Source organism: Massilia sp. YIM B02769 (genome assembly GCF_030411995.1).
Classification (GTDB): Bacteria; Pseudomonadota; Gammaproteobacteria; order Burkholderiales; family Burkholderiaceae_D; genus Telluria.
This window is the reverse complement of record NZ_JASNRC010000014.1, coordinates 75,238-94,849: the sequence shown is the minus strand read 5'-3', so window position 1 is coordinate 94,849 and position 19,612 is coordinate 75,238. Positions and strand designations below refer to the sequence as shown.

At 64.0% G+C, this 19,612-nt stretch carries 21 protein-coding genes; 7 read left to right on the top strand and 14 right to left on the bottom strand.

Annotated elements, in window-relative coordinates; translation table 11 throughout:
- Positions 1-73: 73 nt before the first annotated feature.
- The 7 genes from purH to tyrS all read right to left on the bottom strand — a co-directional run bounded on the left by purH (position 74) and on the right by tyrS (position 6,355).
- On the bottom strand, positions 74-1,672 hold the full coding sequence (gene purH / locus QPK31_RS21380) for a bifunctional phosphoribosylaminoimidazolecarboxamide formyltransferase/IMP cyclohydrolase (protein WP_290424899.1): 1,599 nt from the start codon (positions 1,670-1,672) through the stop codon (positions 74-76).
- Between the two features lie 90 nt (positions 1,673-1,762).
- A complete protein-coding gene (locus tag QPK31_RS21375; protein ID WP_056338842.1) occupies positions 1,763-1,996 on the bottom strand; it encodes a helix-turn-helix domain-containing protein in 234 nt (77 codons plus the stop codon).
- 79 nt (positions 1,997-2,075) lie between these two features.
- On the bottom strand, positions 2,076-3,101 hold the full coding sequence (gene dusB, locus QPK31_RS21370; protein WP_290424898.1) for a tRNA dihydrouridine synthase DusB: 1,026 nt from the start codon (positions 3,099-3,101) through the stop codon (positions 2,076-2,078).
- A 129-nt stretch (positions 3,102-3,230) separates the two neighbouring features.
- Positions 3,231-3,887 (bottom strand): histidine phosphatase family protein, encoded by a 657-nt coding sequence (locus tag QPK31_RS21365; RefSeq protein WP_290424897.1) that lies wholly within the window; start codon positions 3,885-3,887, stop codon positions 3,231-3,233.
- 35 nt (positions 3,888-3,922) lie between these two features.
- Entirely contained in the window at positions 3,923-4,582 is a 660-nt protein-coding gene (locus tag QPK31_RS21360) for a YbhB/YbcL family Raf kinase inhibitor-like protein (protein ID WP_290424896.1), read from the bottom strand.
- 55 nt (positions 4,583-4,637) lie between these two features.
- Complete coding sequence (dtd, locus tag QPK31_RS21355; RefSeq protein ID WP_290424895.1) at positions 4,638-5,096, bottom strand: D-aminoacyl-tRNA deacylase; 459 nt, start codon at positions 5,094-5,096, stop codon at positions 4,638-4,640.
- On the bottom strand, positions 5,093-6,355 hold the full coding sequence (gene tyrS / locus QPK31_RS21350; protein WP_290424894.1) for a tyrosine--tRNA ligase: 1,263 nt from the start codon (positions 6,353-6,355) through the stop codon (positions 5,093-5,095). Before tyrS ends, dtd begins: the two co-directional genes overlap by 4 nt.
- Before the next feature lie 150 nt (positions 6,356-6,505).
- Here tyrS and QPK31_RS21345 point away from each other — a divergent pair, with 150 nt between their 5' ends.
- Complete coding sequence (locus tag QPK31_RS21345; protein ID WP_290424893.1) at positions 6,506-7,870, top strand: peptidoglycan DD-metalloendopeptidase family protein; 1,365 nt, start codon at positions 6,506-6,508, stop codon at positions 7,868-7,870.
- Positions 7,871-7,968: 98 nt separating this feature from the next.
- Positions 7,969-9,066 (top strand): anhydro-N-acetylmuramic acid kinase, encoded by a 1,098-nt coding sequence (locus QPK31_RS21340; protein ID WP_290424892.1) that lies wholly within the window; start codon positions 7,969-7,971, stop codon positions 9,064-9,066.
- A gap of 137 nt (positions 9,067-9,203) precedes the next feature.
- Here the strand turns inward: QPK31_RS21340 and erpA are convergent, their stop codons facing one another.
- The 6 genes from erpA to rplM form a co-directional block, all read right to left on the bottom strand.
- Positions 9,204-9,572 (bottom strand): iron-sulfur cluster insertion protein ErpA, encoded by a 369-nt coding sequence (gene erpA / locus QPK31_RS21335; RefSeq protein WP_290424891.1) that lies wholly within the window; start codon positions 9,570-9,572, stop codon positions 9,204-9,206.
- A 55-nt stretch (positions 9,573-9,627) separates the two neighbouring features.
- Positions 9,628-10,026 carry a polymer-forming cytoskeletal protein gene (locus QPK31_RS21330; protein ID WP_290424984.1) on the bottom strand — a complete coding sequence of 133 codons (399 nt, stop codon included), beginning with the start codon at positions 10,024-10,026 and terminating at the stop codon, positions 9,628-9,630.
- 145 nt (positions 10,027-10,171) lie between these two features.
- Positions 10,172-11,209 (bottom strand): N-acetyl-gamma-glutamyl-phosphate reductase, encoded by a 1,038-nt coding sequence (gene argC, locus QPK31_RS21325; RefSeq protein WP_290424890.1) that lies wholly within the window; start codon positions 11,207-11,209, stop codon positions 10,172-10,174.
- A 160-nt stretch (positions 11,210-11,369) separates the two neighbouring features.
- Positions 11,370-12,410 (bottom strand): patatin-like phospholipase family protein, encoded by a 1,041-nt coding sequence (locus QPK31_RS21320; RefSeq protein ID WP_290424889.1) that lies wholly within the window; start codon positions 12,408-12,410, stop codon positions 11,370-11,372.
- Positions 12,411-12,612: 202 nt separating this feature from the next.
- Positions 12,613-13,005 carry a 30S ribosomal protein S9 gene (gene rpsI, locus QPK31_RS21315; protein ID WP_136223188.1) on the bottom strand — a complete coding sequence of 131 codons (393 nt, stop codon included), beginning with the start codon at positions 13,003-13,005 and terminating at the stop codon, positions 12,613-12,615.
- A 9-nt stretch (positions 13,006-13,014) separates the two neighbouring features.
- The gene (gene rplM / locus QPK31_RS21310) at positions 13,015-13,443 is read right to left on the bottom strand and encodes a 50S ribosomal protein L13 (RefSeq protein ID WP_290424888.1); all 429 of its coding nucleotides are present in this window, start codon (positions 13,441-13,443) and stop codon (positions 13,015-13,017) included.
- Between the two features lie 323 nt (positions 13,444-13,766).
- On the opposite strand from rplM, the gene QPK31_RS21305 reads away from it, so the two are divergent.
- From QPK31_RS21305 to QPK31_RS21290, 4 genes are all read left to right on the top strand, one after another.
- Positions 13,767-15,197: an alpha/beta fold hydrolase gene (locus tag QPK31_RS21305; protein ID WP_290424887.1), complete on the top strand. Its 1,431-nt coding sequence runs from the start codon at positions 13,767-13,769 to the stop codon at positions 15,195-15,197.
- Positions 15,198-15,209: 12 nt separating this feature from the next.
- Positions 15,210-15,944, top strand: coding sequence for an ATP-binding cassette domain-containing protein (locus QPK31_RS21300; protein WP_290424886.1), 735 nt, complete (start codon positions 15,210-15,212; stop codon positions 15,942-15,944).
- Entirely contained in the window at positions 15,941-17,125 is a 1,185-nt protein-coding gene (locus tag QPK31_RS21295; RefSeq protein ID WP_290424885.1) for an ABC transporter permease, read from the top strand. Before QPK31_RS21300 ends, QPK31_RS21295 begins: the two co-directional genes overlap by 4 nt.
- A 98-nt stretch (positions 17,126-17,223) precedes the next feature.
- Complete coding sequence (locus QPK31_RS21290) at positions 17,224-17,649, top strand: OsmC family protein (protein ID WP_290424884.1); 426 nt, start codon at positions 17,224-17,226, stop codon at positions 17,647-17,649.
- A 180-nt stretch (positions 17,650-17,829) separates the two neighbouring features.
- On the opposite strand, the gene coq7 is transcribed toward QPK31_RS21290, so the two are convergent.
- The gene (gene coq7, locus QPK31_RS21285) at positions 17,830-18,474 is read right to left on the bottom strand and encodes a 2-polyprenyl-3-methyl-6-methoxy-1,4-benzoquinone monooxygenase (RefSeq protein ID WP_290424883.1); all 645 of its coding nucleotides are present in this window, start codon (positions 18,472-18,474) and stop codon (positions 17,830-17,832) included.
- A 244-nt stretch (positions 18,475-18,718) separates the two neighbouring features.
- On the opposite strand from coq7, the gene QPK31_RS21280 reads away from it, so the two are divergent.
- Positions 18,719-19,612, top strand: coding sequence for an ABC transporter ATP-binding protein (locus QPK31_RS21280; RefSeq protein ID WP_290424882.1), 894 nt, complete (start codon positions 18,719-18,721; stop codon positions 19,610-19,612).

The window sequence follows — 19,612 nt, the reverse complement described above, 5'->3', positions numbered from 1 at the left end:
GGGGGCCCGGGGCGCCCACCCTACGCTTGCGCCGCCGCGTGACAACGCATCGGCACAGGCCATGTTACAAAAATCAATGACGGAAGTGACGGGTCCCGGTGTACAGCATCACGACGCCACGCTCATCCGCCGCATCGATCACTTCCTGGTCGCGCATCGAGCCGCCCGGGTGGATCACGCAGGTCGCGCCTGCATCGACCACCACGTCCAGCCCGTCGCGGAACGGGAAGAAGGCATCCGACGCCACCGCCGAACCGGCCAACGACAGGCCCGCGTTCTGCGCCTTGATCGAGGCGATGCGCGCCGAATCGATACGGCTCATCTGCCCTGCCCCCACGCCCAGGGTCATGCCGTTACCGCAGAACACGATGGCGTTCGACTTGACGAACTTGGCCACGCGCCAGGCGAACATCAGGTCCTGCAGTTGCTGCTGGGTCGGCTGCTTCTTGGTGACCACGCGCAGCTCGCCCAGGCCCACGTTCTTGGCATCCGGCGACTGCACCAGCAGGCCGCCACCGACGCGCTTGACGTCGTAGGCATTCTGGCCGGCGCCCAGCGGGATTTCCAGCAAACGCACGTTTTGTTTCGCAGACATGATCTGGCGCGCTTCCGCGGTGAAGGACGGTGCGATCAGCACTTCGACGAACAGTTTCGCCAGCGCCTCGGCCGCACGGCCGTCGACTTCCACGTTGAAGGCGATGATGCCGCCGAAGGCCGAGGTCGGGTCGGTCTGCAGGGCGCGCGAGTAGGCGTCCAGCGCATCCACGCCGATCGCCACGCCGCACGGATTGGCGTGCTTGACGATCACGCAGCCGGCCGGCTGCTCAGCGTTGCCCAATGCGCCACCGAGCGACTTCACGCATTCCCAGGCCGCATCGGCGTCGGCGATGTTGTTGTACGAGAGTTCCTTGCCCTGCAGCTGGCGATAGTTGGCCAGCGCGCCGTCGACAGCCGTGATGTCGCGGTAGAACGCGGCGCCCTGGTGCGGATTCTCGCCGTAGCGCATGTCCTGCACTTTTTCAAAGGACATATTGATGGTCTGCGGATACGACGAACGCGTGGCGTGCTGCTTGTCCTCGCCCAGGCTGGTGAGGTAGTTGGTGATGGCGCCGTCGTACTGCGCGGTGTGCGCGAACACTTTCTTGGCCAGGCGGAACTTGGTGTCATAGCTGACGGCGCCGGTGCCTTCGCCCGCGCCCTTCATTTCCGCCAGCACCACGCCGTAATCCGCCGGATCGACGATCACGACCACGTCCTTGTGGTTCTTGGCCGCCGAACGCAGCATGGTCGGGCCGCCGATGTCGATGTTCTCGATCGCATCTTCCAGCGAGCACTGTTCTTTCGCCACGGTCTGCTGGAAGGGATACAGGTTCACCACGACCATGTCGATCTGCGGAATGCCGTGCTCTTCCAGCTTGGACACGTGCTCGGGGAAATCGCGGCGTGCGAGGATGCCGCCGTGGACCTTCGGGTGCAGGGTCTTCACGCGGCCGTCGAGCATTTCCGGGAAGCCGGTGTAGTCGGCAACTTCCGTCACGGGCACGCCATTGTCCTGCAGCAGTTTGGCGGTGCCGCCGGTCGACAGGATGTTGACGCCGAGCGCAGACAGCGCGCGCGCAAAATCGAGCACGCCGGTCTTGTCGGAGACGGAAATGAGAGCTTGTTTGATCATGGGAGTGGCCAAGGTTGATGAAAATGTTGTGCGGATTCAGGGCACGCCATACTGGCCGCGCCCGCGCACGGCCACTCGTGCCGGCAAGCGTTAGAGCAGTCCGTGCTCTTGCAGTTTCTTGCGCAAGGTATTGCGGTTGATGCCCAGCATCTGGGCCGCGTGCGACTGGTTGCCGTCGGCACGCGTCATCACCACTTCGAGGATCGGCTTCTCGACGGTCATGACCATCATGTCGTAGATATTCGTCGGCTTCTGCTCGCCCAGGTCATTGAAATAGTCCTCGAGGCTCTTCTGGACAACTTCCTGGATACTCTCTTTGCTCATGTCTGCTGCTTCATCCTGGTTAGTGTTTGCTTCGCCGCGTGGCGACGTCCCCATCGTTCTTATTCTTGTTTGACTACTTTTATGCTGCTTGTGCCTCAACGTCAGGCTGCGCGGGCCGGTATTGTAACCGCTCGCCGAACCCCAGTTGGGATTGGAAGAATTTATCCACCGCATCCAGCTGTTCGCTCGTCGATTCCATCCGGTTCATGCGCTGGCGGAATTCCTCGCCACCCGGCAAATCCTCGACGTACCAGCCGATGTGCTTGCGCGCCGTACGCACGCCAACATACTCGCCGTAGAAGGCATAGTGCGCCGGCAGGTGTTCGTTCATCAGGTGCCGCACTTCTTCCACCAATGGCGCCGGCAGCAGTTCGCCGGTGCGCAGGTAATGGTCGATTTCGCGGCAGATCCAGGGCCGGCCCTGGGCCGCGCGGCCGATCATCACCGCATCGGCGCCGGTGTAGTCCAGCACAAATTTCGCCTTTTCCGGCGTGGTGATGTCGCCATTCGCGACCACCGGAATCCCGACCGCCGCCTTCACGGCGCGGATGGTGTCGTACTCGGCCTCGCCCTTGTAGCCGTCGGCGCGGGTGCGGCCGTGCAGGGTCAGCATCTGGATGCCGGCCTGCTCGGCCATGCGCGCGATGCGCAGCGCGTTCTTGTTTTCGCGGTCCCAGCCGGTGCGGAACTTCAGCGTCACCGGCACGTCCACCGCTTGCACCACTGAATTTAAAATACGCTCGACCAGGTCTTCGTGCTGCAGCAGGGCCGAACCGCACCAGCTGTTGCACACCTTTTTCACCGGGCAACCCATGTTGATGTCGATGATCTGGGCACCGCGCTCGACGTTGTGACGGGCGCAATCGGCCAGGTCTTGCGGATCGGCGCCTGCGATCTGCACCGCCTTCGGCTCCATTTCGCCTTCGTGGTCGGTGCGGCGGCTGGTCTTTTCGCTGGCCCACAGGCGCGGGTTCGAGGCTGCCATTTCCGAAACCGCATAGCCCGCGCCCAATTGCTTGCACAGCTGGCGGAACGGACGGTCGGTCACACCCGCCATGGGTGCGACAAAGACATTATTGCGAAGTAAATACGGACCGATTTGCACAGCGGGAATGGGGTAAGAATTTGCGGGAACCTGCTATTTTACCCGAATCGCTGCTCAAATTATCAGCAAAATTTTTCGCGAACTGTCGCGAACGGCACAATTTACTGTGGACAGCCGGAAAATTAATGGCTACCCGAGGTCATCCATCACGGCCGGACGCAGGTGGTCCACCTCGCCCCAGCTCACCAGCTCGAGCTTGCCGTCGCGTACGATAAAGCGGTTGATGCTGGCATTCAATACCTTGAAGTCGCGCGGCGTTTCCAGCGGCAAACCGAGCGCGGCGCGGTAGGCACACTCGAGCACGCCGCCATGGGCCACCAGCGCAAGCGACTTGCCCAGGTTGTCTTCGGCCCAGCCGAGGATGGCAGGCACCACGCGGTCATAGAACTGGCGGAAGGTTTCGCCCTGATTCTTCCCCGGCGGCAGCACGGCATCGACGTCGCGCGCCTGCCAGGCGGCAAACTCTTTTGGGAAATGCTGTTCGATCTCGGCATACAGCAAGCCTTCGAAGCCGCCGTAGCAGCGTTCGCGCAGGCGGCCGTCGATGTAGAGCGGCTGGTCGCGCTTGTCGCCCAGGGCTTTCGCGGTCTGGGCGGCGCGCGCCAGGTCGCTCGACACCAGCACGTCGACGTGTTCGCCGGCCAGCGCCGCGGCCAGGGCGCGCGCCTGGCGCTCGCCTTCGGCATTCAGGTCGATATCGAGGTGGCCTTGCAGGCGGCGTTCGGCGTTCCAGGCGGTTTCGCCGTGGCGGATCAGCACGATCCGGGTAGGAGGTGTGTTTTGCATGAAGAAGAAATAGCCCCGGAAACCGGGGCGTGGGATTACAGCGTGGACGCGACTTGGGGATTGAGCGAGTACACGCCGAAGATCTGGGCCTCGTCGAGGATGTGGCCGCGCATGGCGAGGCGTGCTTCCTGGCCGGTGAAGGTCCCTTCCAGCGGCAGCTGGGCGATGTCCAGCGCGTAGATGGTAAACACGTAGGTATGCACGCGCTCGTCGTTCCAGGGCGGGCAAGGACCGTCGTAGCCGAAGTACTCGCCGGCCATGTCGGGGTCGGCCGCGAACCAGCCGGTGTAGTCGTTGGTGCCCTGGCGCAGCTGGTGCTCGGTGCCGTTCTTGACCAGGAAAGGCAGGTTCGGACCGGATTTGCCGCCCGGCGTGACCATGTCGGAGAACTGGCCTTCGGCCAGCGACTTCAGGCTGGGCGGAATGTCGACCAGGGTCCAGTGATAGAAATCGGCGCGCTTCAGGTCTTCGGGAACGGTTTTGCCTTCCTTGTTGACGTCGGTGCCGTCGGTCGGCACGTCGCGGTCGTGGCAGAGCAGCACCAGCGACTGGGTGCCGGCGGGTACGTCGTCCCAGGCCAGGTGGGGATTGCGGTTGCTCGACAGGCGCACGTGGGTGGCCGGGTCGATGACGGCGAAAGCGCATTCCGGCGGAATCAGGCCGCCTTCGGTAAACGAATCACTCCAGATTTTCATCACGATCTCCCTAGTGGGACTCCTTTCTATTGACCGCCATGAGGCAGTACGGGTTTCAGCGCTTGACGTCGACCGGATCAACACGCAGCCAGATCGTCACCGGTCCGTCATTGGTCAGCGATACTTTCATGTCCGCGCCAAATTGACCGGTTTCAACTTTGCCATGCCGTGTGCATGCCTGGCGCACGAAATGATCGAACAGGCGGCGGCCGTCGTCCGGGCTGGCGGCCGGCGAGAACGAGGGACGGGTGCCGGAGCGGGTGTCGGCGGCGAGCGTGAACTGCGGCACCAGCAGCAAGGCGCCGCAGGTATCCGTTACGCTGCGGTTCATCTTGCCGGCTTCGTCGGAAAACACGCGGTAGCCGAGCAGCTTGGCCAGCAAGGCGTCGGCCTCGCGTTCGGTGTCGCCCTTCTCGGCGCAGACCAGCACCATCAGGCCGGCCTCGATCGCGCCAATGGTGGCGCCGTCAACCACGACGCTGGCGTGGCTGACGCGTTGCAGCAGGGCGATCATCCAGTGAAGGTCACGCGGGCGAACTTGCGCTTGCCGACTTGCATCACGAAGGTGCCGGCCTCGACTTGCAGGCCCTTGTCGCTCACCACGCCGCCGTCGATGCGCACGCCGCCCTGGTCGATCATGCGCATGGCTTCCGAGGTCGAGGCGCACAGGCCGGTAGCCTTCAGCAACTGGGCCACGCCCAGCGGCGCGCCTGACACGTTTACTTCAGGCACGTCGTCAGGAATGCCGCCTTTCGAGCGATTCACGAAATCGGCCAGCGCATCGTCGGCGGCCTGGGCCGAGTGGAAGCGGGTGACGATTTCCTTGGCCAGCGCCACTTTCGCATCGCGCGGGTTGGCGCCGCCTTCGGTGGCGGCCCTCAGGGCGGCGATGTCGGCCAGCGGACGGAAGGACAGCAGCTCGAAATATTTCCACATCATGGTGTCGGAAATACTCATCAGCTTGCCGAACATCATGTTGGCCGCCTCGGTGATGCCGATGTAGTTGTTCTTGGACTTGGACATCTTGTCGACGCCGTCCAGGCCTTCGAGCAGCGGCATGGTCAGAATGCACTGCGGTTCTTGCCCGTAGTCTTTCTGAAGTTCGCGGCCAACCAGCAGGTTGAATTTCTGGTCCGTTCCACCTAGCTCAAGGTCTGATTTCAAAGCGACCGAATCGTAGCCTTGCATCAAGGGATAGAGGAACTCATGAACAGCAATCGGGGTCCCACTCTTGTAGCGCTTGGTGAAGTCGTCGCGTTCCATCATGCGCGCCACGGTGTAGCGCGAGGCCAGTTGAATCATGCCGCGCGCGCCCAGCGGGTCGCACCACTCAGAGTTGTAGCGCATCTTCGTGCGTTCCGGGTCCAGGATCAGGCCCACCTGGCGGAAGTAGGTTTGTGCGTTTTCCTCGATCTGCTCGCGGGTCAGCGGCGGGCGGGTGGCATTGCGGCCCGACGGGTCGCCAATCATCGAGGTGAAGTCACCGATCAGGAAGGTGACTTCGTGGCCGAGGTCTTGCAGCTGGCGCAGCTTGTTCAGCACCACGGTGTGGCCGAGGTGCAGGTCGGGCGCGGTCGGGTCGGCGCCCAGTTTGATGCGCAGCGGTACGCCGTTTTGCTCGGAGCGGGCCAGCTTTTGTGCAAATTCGCTTTCGATCAGCAGTTCGTCGACACCGCGCTTGGTGATCGCAAGCGCCTCCTGCACCTTGTCCGACAAGGGCAGAACGGCATTACTTGCTAAATTGCTATTACCTGAAGTCGCGGAGGATGTCATAAATTTCTTGTAGGAATATGGCTAAAACGGTTGTAGGAGCGCGTAGTTTGGTATAATGCTCGATCCCATCAATCTTGCCGTAAGAAAACTTTTCAAAACAACAAGAACAAAATAGGTGAGAAGTTCAAGCGGTAAATTTTAACTGATTGCATGAACCCTATACATAAAATCACCGGCAAACGCTGGTTCGGCCTGGCCGACACGAGTCGCAAGACCCGCATCGTCGGCGCCGGCGCGGTCGCCCTGGCGCTGTGCGCATTCGGCGCAGTCGCCGTCGCTCCGATCGCCCCCGACGCAGCAGACATGCCGGTCAAATCGGTTGCCGAAGACCTGGCCCTGCCAAACCTGGCCGACCAGATCGCCGCGCTGCAGGAAGACGAACAGCAATTCATCCGTCAGGAAAGTGTTCGTTCCGGCGACTCGATCGGTTCCACCCTGAGCCGCATGGGCGTTGACGACGCCGACGCACAAAAGTTCATCCGCACCGACAAACTCGCCCGCCGCGTGCTGGCGCTGAAAAACGGCAAGCGCCTGCAAGCCGAGACCGATGAAAACGGCCTGCTGCTCTCGCTGCGCGCCACCATCCCCGGCAAAGATAACGCACCGACGATCCTGACCATCGCACGCAAGGGCGAAGGCTTCGTGGCCAGCGAGGCGCCTGCCAAGCTCGAGCGCCGCGTCGAAATGCGTTCGCGCCAGATCAATTCCTCCTCGCTCTACTCGGCCACCGACGCGAATGTCGACGGCGGCTCGATCCCGGATTCCGTCGTCAGCGAAATCGTCCAGATGTTCTCGACCAACATCGACTTCCGCAACGACATCAAGCGTGGCGACCGTTTCAACGTCGTCTACGAAACCTTCTGGCTCGACGGCGAAATGGTCAAGACCGGCCGCATCCTGGCTGGCGAATTCATCAACCGCGGCACCAGCTACCAGGCCGTCTGGTTCGAAGACCCGGTCAGCAAGCAGGGCGGCTACTACAGCCTGGACGGCAAGTCGCTGAAAAAAGCCTTCCTCAAGTCGCCGATCGCCTTCTCGCGCGTGTCGTCGGGCTTCTCGAACCGTATCCACCCGATCTCGGGCAAGTGGAAAGCGCACAAGGGCATCGACTACGCCGCGCCAACCGGCACCCCGATCCGCGCCGCCGGCGACGGCACCGTCGATTTCGCTGGTGTGGGCAATGGCTACGGCAACATGGTCGTCCTGAAGCACTGGAACAACTACAGCACCGCCTATGCCCACATGAGCCGTATCGGCACCGGCATGCGCAAGGGCGCCAAGGTCAGCCAGGGCCAGGTGATCGGCTACGTCGGCTCGACCGGCTGGTCGACCGGCGCCCACCTGCACTACGAGTTCCGCGTGGCCAATGTCGCCCGCGATCCAAGCGCACTCAAAGGCCTGACCCAGGCACCGCTGACCTCGGCAGAACTGGCACGCTTCAAGATGGCTGCCGCCGAGATGAACCACCGCTTCTCGCTGCTGACCCCGGGCGGCAACGCGATGGCTGCACGCTAAGCCTTCCGTATCTCCTGTTAAAACGCCTTCCCTGCATTGCACGGAAGGCGTTTTTGCGTGGGCCCTCCTCCTCCGGCATCCTTTATGATGAGCACATGATGACGAACTCCACTCTTTATATCGGCCTGATGTCGGGCACCAGCATGGATGGTGTCGATGGCGTGCTGGCAGACTTCCAGGGCGGCGCGATCCGCACGCTCGAGGCGACCTTCGTGCCCTTCCCGCCGACGCTCCGCGCCGAGCTGATGGCGCTGCAGGCGAATGGCGACAACGAGATCGAACGCGAAGCCATTGCCGCCAACGGCCTGGCGCGGTGCTACGCCGACTGTGTGCAGAAACTGGCGCCTGCGGCCCCGAGTCCGGTCGCGGCAGTGGCGTTGCACGGACAGACCGTGCGCCACCGGCCCGAGCTCGGCTTCACGCGCCAGACCAACAACCCTGCCCTGCTCGCCGAACTGACTGGCATCGACGTGATCGCCGACTTCCGCAGCCGCGACATTGCCGCCGGCGGCCAGGGTGCGCCGCTGGTGCCGGCCTTCCACGCGGCGGCATTCGGGAAAGCGGGCACGGCGCGCGTCGTGGTCAACATCGGCGGGATCGGCAACATCAGCGTGCTGCATGCGGATGGACGGGTGGGCGGTTTCGATACCGGGCCCGGGAATGTGCTGCTCGATGGCTGGATCGGGCGGCACCAGGGGAAGGAATACGACGCGGACGGAGCCTGGGGCGCGAGCGGGGCCGCGCACGCGGGCTTGCTGGCCGTGCTGCTGGCAGAACCTTACTTCCAGCAGCCGGCGCCGAAGAGTACCGGGCGCGATTTGTTCCATATGGAATGGCTGGATGCGCGGCTGGCTGGGTTCGCGGACCTGGCGCCGGCAGACGTGCAAGCGACGCTGGTCGAGGTGACGGCGCGTTCGATTGCAGAAGCGATCCTGCAGGAAAGCGCGGAGGTTGACGCGGTGTATGTCTGTGGCGGAGGCGCCTACAACGGCGCGTTGCTGCGGGCGCTGGCGACTGCGCTGGGCGGGAATATCGCGGTGGAATCGACGGCGGCGCTGGGCGTCGCGCCGAACCGGGTCGAGGCGCTGGCGTTTGCCTGGCTGGGCTACCGGTTCAATACGCGCGAGCCGGGCAATATGCCGGCGGTTACCGGCGCCAAAGGGCCGCGCATCCTCGGCGCGCTGTATCCCGCCTAGGTCGATCAGACGTATCGATGACCGTACGGTCGATACCAACGCAACGCCAACCAACAGGTTGTAACGCACAAAAAACAAATCCGGGCATTGCCCGGATCTGGATAGCGACACCCGGCAGCGCCGGGCCATCGAACGACTTACGCCGAGAACGACGAACCGCAGCCGCAGGTGCTGGTCGCGTTCGGGTTCTTGATGACGAACTGGGCGCCTTCGAGGTCGTCCTTGTAGTCGATTTCCGCGCCGACCAGGTACTGGTAGCTCATCGAGTCGATCAACAATTGCACGCCGTTCTTTTCCATCGTGGTGTCGTCGTCATTGACGATTTCGTCGAAGGTAAAGCCGTACTGGAAGCCCGAGCAGCCGCCGCCCTGCACGAAGACGCGCAGTTTCAGGTCTGGGTTGCCCTCTTCTTCGATGAGCTGCGCCACTTTGTCAGCGGCGCTGTCGGTGAAGACGATCGGGGTCGGGATGGTGTCAAAGTCTTGCACTTCGGCCACTGCTGTCATGGGATAAACTCCTGATGAATTTCGATTTATGCCCATTATAGACGGTTCGCGCCGGTCATGCTTCGGCCCTTGCCGCTTCCGCCAGGTGAAAGACCGGCTCGCCCGTCGGCTGGTGCGTGAGCTTGCCGGTCACCAGGGCGCCGCCGTGCATTTCGAGCAGTTTATAGTGGACATCCCCATGTATGCGGCCTTTCGGCTGCAATTCAAGTAGCTCGGTGGAATGGACCGAACCGGCGATGTAGCCGTTCACCACGAGATTGGCACAGCGCACCTCGCCTTCGATGCGGGCGTGTTCCGACACGATCAGGACGCTGTCCGGGCCTTCGCTGGCCAGCACGTTGCCGTGCACCTCGCCGTCGATGCGCAGGCCGCCGCTGAAACAGAGGTCGCCTTCGATACGGGCGGCTATGCCGATCAGGCTGTCAATTTCGCTTTTCGCGTTGCGACCGAACATGGTGGCACCCCTGTAGGTTAGTAAAGTTGCGGCGAGTAAATCAACCAGTGCATCGGCCAATTTACCGCCCTCAACAGTTACCACCTTGATCTAGCTCTGGTCAGGCAATGCCTGTAGGAATCACCTGACCGGGGTAACAACAGTCTTATGGAAGCAAGGCGATCTGCTGCAGACCTGTGGTCTCGTCCAGGCCGAACATCAGGTTCATGCACTGCACGGCCTGGCCCGAAGCGCCCTTCACCAGGTTGTCCTGCACCACCAGGATCACGACGGTGTTCGTGCCTTCCGGACGGTGCAGTGCCAGGCGCAGCATGTTCGAGCCGCGGGTCGAGCGGGTTTCCGGGTGCGAGCCGAACGGCATCACGTCGACAAAGGCCGAATCCTTGTACTCGGCCTCGAACAGTTCCTGCAGGGCGGCGTTGTCGATGTCCTTCGTCAGGCGCGCATACAGGGTCGCGTGCATGCCGCGGATCATCGGCACCAGGTGCGGGGTGAAGATCAGGCCGACTTTCTGGTCGGTGAAACGCTGCAGCTGGGCCGAGGTTTCCGGGGTGTGGCGGTGGCCGGCCACGCCGTAGGCCTTGAAGTTGTCGCTGGCTTCCGAGAACAGAGTGCCGATCTCGGCCTTGCGGCCGGCGCCAGAGACGCCCGACTTGGCATCGGCGATCAGGCTGTCGGCGTCGATCAGGCCGGCCTTGAGCAGCGGCACGAAGCCGAGCTGCATCGTGGTCGGGTAGCAGCCCGGGTTGGCGATCAGGCGCGCCTTCTTGATGTCTTCGCGGTTCAGCTCAGGCAGGCCGTACACGGCTTCCTCGATCAGGTCCGGGGCGGTGTGCTCGATCTTGTACCATTTTTCGAAGGCGGCGCGGTCCTTCAGGCGGAAGTCGGCGGCCAGGTCGATGACCTTTACGCCGGCGGCCAGCAGGGCCGGGGCTTGTGCCATGGCCACGCCGTGCGGGGTGGCGAAGAAGACCACGTCGCACTGGGTCAGGTCGGCCTTGTCCGGCGCCGAGAAGGCGATGTTCACGCGGCCGCGCAGCGACGGGAACATGTCGGCCACCGGCAGGCCGTCTTCCTTGCGCGAGGTGATCGCGGTCAGCTCCACGTCGGGATGCGCGGCCAACAGCCGCAGCAATTCCACGCCCGTGTATCCGGTTCCGCCAACGATGCCAACTTTGATCATAGTGTTTCCTTCGTAAGATAAGCGCCCAGCCGGGCCGAGGCTGCAATTTTAACAGCCCCACCCGGTCGGTGCGGCGCGCGGCATGTCCGGCGCTTTGCGAAAGCATGCAAAGAAAATTTGCATCACGCGTCAATCTTGCAAATATTGCATGGCCGCTACGTCAGGTGCCGGTCAGGCGCTCCGCGTCGTGCACCGGCACCGGATCCATGGTCGACATCTTGCCCACATACTCGAGGTGCTGGTCCAGCCAACGCTCCGCGGTGGCCACGCCCAGGTCGTGCAGGCGCAGCAGGAAGGGCCACTCGGTATTGAACTTGCTCGACAAATCGAGCTGCTGCAGTTCTTCATTGCCGCTGATCAGGTGCAGGCGCACGCCGGCCGCGTGCACGACCTTGCTTTCCTCGGCATCGACCACGGCGCCCAGGTGACGGATCATGCTGACTTCGCGCACGAAGCTGATGTTGAACGCGATCTCGCTGGTGCGGCTCTGGATGTCGCTCATGGTCATCGGCAAGCCTGGCCGGGCGATCGGGTTGTTCTGGATGATGACGATATCGGCCGGGCCATTGTCCGCCAAGGGGGACAAGGAAGGGTCGCCGACAAAGCTGCCGTCCCAGTAGGCTTCGCCGTCGATCACGACCGGCGCGAACACGTAGGGCAGGCAGGCCGAGGCCGCGATCATGCGCGCATCGAGCTCTTCGCGCAGGAACACCCTGCCTTTGCCGCTGCGGATATTCGTTGCCGGAATGAACAGGTCGATCTCCTCGCAGCTGCGCACGCGTTCGAAATCGATCAGCGTGGCCAGCAGCGGCTGCATCGGGTTCATGGACAGCGGCGATACCGGCGGCGCCAGCACGCCGGCGAGCAATTGCATCAATTGGTAGCCGGGCGAGGTCGCCAGGGTGCCGCCGCCCGTGGCCCAGTCGAAGGGCGAAGGCCGCACCGGACTGATCACGGTGGCAGCCGTGCTCAGCCCGCGCCAGAAGCGCTGCAGCGCAGCGCGCGCACCCTCGCGCCCGCCACCCCGGGCGTAGCCGTCGGCCAGGACCGCCGCATTCACGGCGCCGGCGCTGGTGCCGCTGATGGCGCCGATTTCCAGCCGCTCTTCCTGCAGCAGGCGGTCCAGCACGCCCCAGCCAAAGGCGCCGAATGCGCCGCCGCCCTGGATGCCAAGGCTGATCCGTTTTACGCCTGTCGTCACGATTATGCTCCTGCAAACTTGATTACTGACCAGCCTAGCCCGCACCGAAGGCCGTGGCCGTGCATTGCCGAACATTCGCGGACGACCGGAAGTGAAAAAATTTTGCAGTGCACAAGAGCGGTGCAAAAACGTGCCGGAAAACAAAAAAGCCACCCGAGGGTGGCTTTCTCTGCAGTAAGCAGCCCGCAGGCTGCCCAAGCGATTAACGCTTCGAGAACTGCTTGGCGCGGCGTGCTTTACGCAGGCCGACTTTCTTACGCTCGACTTCACGGGCGTCACGGGTGACGAAACCGGCACGTGCCAGGTCGCCCTTGAGGCCTGCGTCGTAGTCGATCAGGGCGCGGGTGATGCCGTGACGAACGGCGCCTGCCTGGCCCGACTCACCACCGCCGTGCACGTTGACCTTGATGTCGAAACGCTCGACGTTGCCGGTCAGTTCCAGCGGCTGGCGAATGACCATCAGGCCGGTTTCGCGCGAGAAGTAATCCGCAGCTGGCTTGCCGTTCACGATGATCTGGCCGGTGCCGGCCTTGATGAACACGCGAGCGACTGCACTCTTGCGACGGCCGGTGCCGTAGTTGTAGTTACCGATCATGTCAGTTCCTTAGAGGGTCAGTGCTTGTGGTTGCTGTGCGGCGTGCGGGTGGGTGCCTTCCGCGTACACTTTCAGCTTCTTGATCATGGCGTAGCCCAGCGGGCCCTTCGGCAGCATGCCTTTGACAGCCTTTTCCAGGGCACGGCCCGGGAAGCGCTGTTGCATTTTCAGGAAGTTGGTTTCGTAGATACCGCCCGGGTAGCCCGAGTGACGGTAGTAGGTCTTGGCGGTGGCCTTGGTGCCGGTCACGCGCAGCTTGCCTGCGTTGATGACGACGATGTAGTCACCGGTATCGACGTGCGGAGTGAATTCCGGTTTGTGTTTGCCGCGCAGTCGGAGTGCCACTTCGCTGGCAACACGTCCGAGGACCAAGTCCGTCGCGTCAATCACGAACCAGTCGCGCTGGACTTCATGGCCCTTAGCGGAAAAAGTTTTCATGTTGACTTCCTAAATAGGTAAATTGCTCAAATGGTGGTTCCGCAAGGGTTACTGCGGACTCTGCCTTATTGTCTTTTCCAGAGCAAATGGAAAGCCGACGATCATACCGCGTTTCCAACGGCAGCGTCAAGCCGGCCTGTTTTCGCTGTCGCATCCCTGCCCGTCAAAGCCGATGCACGGTGAGATTGCGCAAAGTCATGTTCTCTACGACAACTAGACTCGACCTCAACATATGTATCCAAAAAGTGTTCTTAAATGAAACTTTCGGGTTGACCTGGGAATTCGTGCCAAATTAGTATGGGTCACTTGTCTGAGGAGCTTAAGTGAAGATTCGATCCATCCTGCTACCCCTTGGCGCGCTGCTGCTGTCGGGCGCCGTCCAGGCCGCGCCGGCCGCTTCGAAAGCGGCCACGCGCAACTGCCACCTGCCCGGCACCGAAGATACGCTGCGCTGCCTGGCCGTTTCCGTTCCCCTCGATTACGCCAGGCCGGACGGCCCCGGCACAAAAATTCACGTGACGGTGGCGCCGGCCTTCCGCGAGGCGGCGCGCAGCGATCCGCTGTTCGTGCTCGCCGGCGGCCCCGGCCAGGCCGGCAGCGAAGTCCTGCCCCTGCTCTCGGCCGCTTTCAAGCGCGTGCGCGCCACGCGCGACATCGTCTTCATCGACCAGCGCGGCACCGGTTTGTCGGGCAAGCTCGATTGCGAAAGCCGTCCCGAACACGAGACCATGAGCGACGCCGAGCTCGAAGCCGAGGTGCGCGCCTGCATCGCGAAAAGCCGCGCCCCCTTCGGCGCCTACACCACGGCGGCGGCCGCGCGCGACCTGGAAGGGGTTCGCAAGGCGCTCGGCTACGGCAAGGTGAACGTCTGGGGCGGTTCCTACGGCACCCGCCTCGGCCAGGCCTATGCGCGCGCCTTCCCCGACAGCGTGCGCACCCTGGTGCTCGACGGCGTGGCCGCGCCCGACCAGGTGATCCCGGCCGGCGGGCGCGACGGCAACGCCGCGCTGGAAAAACTGTTCGCCCAGTGCGCCGCGAATGCCGCCTGCAACAAGGCCTACCCGAACCTGCGCACCGAATTCGACGCACTGGTGAAACGCACCGAACCGGGCATCAAGCTGTCGATCGCCGACCCGCGCACCGCGGCCCCGGTCACCTTCACCATGACCGGCCAGCGCTTCCTCGGCACCGTCCACAACATCCTGTATTCGCCGGCCGACGCGCGGCGCCTGCCCTTCCTGCTGCACAGCGCCTACAACGGCCGCTGGGAGCCTTTCATCGCGCGCCACAACATCGCCGGCGACTTCGCCAGCGACGGCTCCAGCGCCATGCTGCTGCACCTGGCCGTGGTCTGCGCCGAGGACGTGCCGCGCATGACGCCGGAGCTGGTCAAGGAAGACAATGCCCTGCTCACGCGCCCGCTGGCCGAGCGCATCCCGAGCCTGTGCAAGGACATGAAGGTGCCGGCGGTGCCGTACGCAACGCCGGCGAAGATCGCCGCGCCGGCCCTGCTGCTGTCGGGCGCGCTCGACCCGGTCACGCCGCCGCGCCGCGCCGAACGCGCCGCCGAGTTCATGAGCAATGCGCGCCACCTGGTGGTGGAGAACGCCGGCCACGGGGTCTCGCAGCTCGGCTGCGCGCCGCGCCTGCTGCGCGAGTTCCTCGACAAGCCGACCGCCAACCTGAATGCCAAGTGCCTGGCCGAGATCCCGGCCCCGACCTTCCAGCTCGGCAGCGCCGGGCCGCAACCCTGAATCGAGTTCCCCATGATCGAAGTACAAGACGTACGTAAACAGTTCGGCGAGGTGCAGGCGCTCGGCGGCGTGAGCTTTACCGCGCGCGACGGCCAGATCACGGCCCTCCTCGGACCGAACGGCGCCGGCAAGACCACGCTGCTGCGCACCCTCATCGGCCTGCTCAAGCGCGACCACGGTGCGATTTCCGTCGACGGCGTCGACCCGGAACGGGACCCGCTCGCGGTCCGCCGCAACATCGGCTTCCTGACCGACCAGTTCGGGCTCTACGAGCGCCTCTCCACGCGCGAATACCTGCGCTACTTCGGTGAGCTGAACGGCATGGGCGGACCCGCGCTGAACACCCGCATCGACGAGGTCTCGGAGCTGCTGGCGATGGACGACATCCTCGAGCGCCGCGCCAAGGGCTTCTCGCAGGGCCAGCGCATCAAGGTGGCCCTCGCCCGCACCCTGCTGCACCGCCCGCGCCACCTGCTGCTCGACGAACCGAGCCGCGGCCTGGACGTGATGGCCACGCGCGCCCTGCGCCACGCGCTGACGGCGCTGCGCAAGGACGGCTGCTGCGTGATCATGGCCACCCATGTGATGCAGGAAGTGACCCACCTGTGCGACGACGTGATCGTCATCGCCAAGGGCCACACCGTGGCCCAGGGCTCTCCCGAAGAACTGTGCCGGCGCACCGGCATCGCCAGCCTGGAAGACGCCTTCGTCAGCCTGGTCGGCACCGAGGAAGGAATCGCCGCATGAAGCCCAAGTATCTGGTCGTCCTGCTGAAAGAACTGCGCGAGACCTTCCGCGACAAGCGCACCCTCGGCCTGCTCGCCCTGTTCACCTTCATGTACCCGCTGATGCTGGGCTTCTTGCTGAACAAGACCATCGACCGCGCCACCAAGCCGGAACGCGACGGCGTCAAGGTGGCCGTGATCGGTTCCAGCATGGCGCCGACCCTGATGGCCCAGCTCAAGCAGCGCAACGTCACCATCGTCGACACCAAGCCGCTCGACGAGGAAAAGATCGGCGAACTGCTGCGCACGGAAAAATATCCGGTGGTGCTGCGCCTGTCCGACAAGTTCACCGAGAACTACGCGGCGATGCGTCCGGCGCGCGTCGAGCTGTGGTTCGACTCGGCCGACGAGAACTACACGCAGCGGCGCGAGGTCGAGGAAGTACTGGAAGCGTATGGCGCAAACGTCGCCAGCGCGCGCCTGCTGGCCCACGGCGTGTCGCCGGCGACGCTGGCGCCGATCCAGGTGCAGCGCTTCGACACCGGCACGAATGCCTCGCGTTCGGCCGGCTTCATCGGCAGCATCCTCGGCATCCTGTTCCTGCCGGCGTTTATCTGCGGGATGTCGACCGCGGTCGACATCACCGCCGGCGAGCGCGAACGGCGTTCGATGGAAGTGCTGATGGCGCAGCCGGCGCGCGCCTGGGAACTGGTAACCGGCAAGTGGCTCACCGCCGGCGTGCTGGCGATTGCCGGCGTCACGCTGGAACTGGCGCTGGCGCATGCCATCCTGTCCTGGATGCCGCTGGAGGAAATCGGCATGTCCTGGGCCCTGACCTGGGCCGACCTGGTGCTGGTGTGCGTCGCCTCGATCCCGCTGTGCCTGTTCGCGGCCGGCCTGCAGATCGCGCTGGCGATGAACGCCAAGTCGTTCAAGGAAGCGCAGAGCGTGCTGAGTATCGCGATGCTGGTGCCGCTGGTGCCGGGCGTGGTCATCTCGATGATGGAACTGAAGACCGCCGACTGGATGTACATGGTGCCGATGCTGTCGAACCAGACCCTGCTGCGCGAGATGGCGAAAGGCGGCGACATCGGCCTGTGGCCGGTGGCGATGACCTTCCTGTCCTCGGCGGTCGCGGCCGCGATCGCGGTGGGCTTCGCCAGCTGGCGCATGAAGAGCGAGCGCTACGTGCTGTCGGTGTAAAGCGTTGATCCGGCCACGGCCTGGAAAGACAGCCCGCCCCGGCATGCCGCGGCGGGCTGTTTTACAATGTGCGCACTACACTTAGCGGAGAACGCAACATGGAAGTCAAAGTCAGCTGGAACGGCCCCTCGGGCATGGCTTTTCGCGCCGAGACCGGGTCCGGCCACACGGTGACGATGGACGGCGCGCCGGAAGCCGGCGGCCACAACACGGCGGCGCGGCCGATGGAACTGGTCCTTGCCGGCACCGGCGGCTGCACGGCCTTCGACGTGGTGCTGATTTTGAAGCGCAGCCGCGAAGAGGTGCTGGGCTGCGACGTGACCTTGCAGGCCGAACGCGCGCAGGTCGATCCGAAGGTGTTCACGAAGATTAACTTCCACTTCACGATCAGCGGGAAGAGCCTGAAGCCGGCGGCGGTGGAGCGCGCGGTGAAGCTGTCGCACGAGAAGTACTGCTCGGCGTCGATCATGCTGGCCAAGACGGCCGAGATCACGCATTCGTTCGAAATCGTCGAGGTCGCGTGATCCCGTAAGGTGGGCACTCCGTGCCCACGCGGAACGATGCGCTAACGAGACGCCTCATCGAGCGTTGGCCAATGATCATGTGATTCGCGTCGAAATGAGCAGCCGTGACGCAAGCATTCGCGTGGGCACGGAGTGCCCACCGTACGTTTAAAGCCAACGTTCAAACGCAGCCGCGGCCCATCAGACGTAATACGCCGTCGTCGTCATCACCTTCGCAAACGCCTTCATCGCCAGCTTGACCGGCACCGGCATCTCGGCCGCGCCGAGCGCCTGGGCTGCCGCGCCGTGGGCGATTTCATCGACGCGCATCTGTTCGACGATGGCGCGCGACTTGGCGTCCTGGGTCGGCAGCAGATCGAGGTGGCTGTTCAAATGCGCTTCGACCTGGCGCTCGGTCTCGACCACGAAGCCGAGGCTGTTGGCGTCGCCCAGCTTGGCGGCGACAGTCCCCATGGCGTAGGCGCCGGCATACCACAGGGGATTCAACACGCTCGGCTGCGAACCCAGTTCCGACAGGCGCTGCGCGGTCCAGGCCAGGTGGTCTTCTTCCTCGCGCCCGGCTTCCTCGAACTGCTTGCGCATCTCCGGGCTCATGGCGTGGCGCGCCTGCGAGTCGTAGAGCGCCTGGGCGCAGACTTCGCCGACGTGGTTCACGCGCATCAGGCCGGCGCTGTGGCGCGCTTCGCGTTCGTCGAGTTCGCAGTCGACGGCATGCGCCGCCGGGTTCGGGCGCGACGACGAGGCCACGCCGCCGACCACGCGCAGCGCCTTGTCGACGCCGACGATCAGCTGGTCGAGGGGACTGATAAAACGGTTCGCTAACATAGGTGTTTTTCGAATAAGTCGCGGAAAACGCCATTATATGCCCGCCGCCCCGGCCCTGCCGCGCCGCTCCGTCCGCCTTCCTGCCCTGCGCCCTGTCCCGCATTTTTGCAATCCAGCCCGCCCAGCGCGCCGTGCGTCGCATCTGCCCGCCCGGCTCGGCCGTTATTGACTACAATGCAGGCGTCAAAAAGGCTTGGCGGAAACTGAAATAACCGTCACGCAAAAGCCCATCCCTGGAGTCCGCATGGAATTACGCATTCGCAATTTGTCCAAGACCTACGCCAACGGCGTGGTGGCCCTGGACAAGGTCACGCTGAACATCCCGCAAGGGATGTTCGGCCTGCTGGGCCCGAACGGCGCCGGCAAGTCGACCCTGATGCGCATCCTCGCCACGCTGCAGGAGTGCGATGCCGGCTCGGTCTTCCTCGACGACATCGACGTGCTCGACGAAAAAGACGAAGTGCGGCGCATGCTCGGCTACCTGCCGCAGGACTTCGGCGTCTACCCGAAGGTCACGGCCTGGGAACTGCTCGACCACTTCGCCCAGCTGAAAGGCCTGTCTCATAAACACCGCCGGCGCGAAGTCGTCGACGGCCTGCTCCAGCAAACCAACCTGTTCGAGGTGCGCCACCAGAAGCTCGGCACCTTTTCGGGCGGGATGCGCCAGCGCTTCGGCGTGGCGCAGGCCCTGATCGGCGACCCGCAACTGATCATCGTCGACGAGCCCACCGCCGGCCTGGATCCGCAGGAGCGGGTGCGCTTCCACAACCTGCTGTCGGACATCGGCGCCGACAAGACCGTGCTGCTGTCGACCCACATCGTGTCCGACGTGGCCGATCTGTGCTCGAACATGGCCATCATTCACAAGGGCCGCGTGCTGCTGTGCGGCGAGCCGGCGCGCCTGATCGACGCCATCGAGGACTGCATCTGGTCGCGCTTCGTCGACAAGGCCGACCTGCCGCTGTTCCAGAAGCAGCACGCGGTGATCTCGACGCGCCTGCGCGCCGGCCGCACCCTGGTCCACGTGTACGACGAGAACGACCCGGGCATGGGCTTCGAGCCGGCCCACGCCAGCCTGGAAGACGTGTACTTCGCCACCATCGCGGGCCGCAACAACAGCGCAGCCGGGAACTGCTGA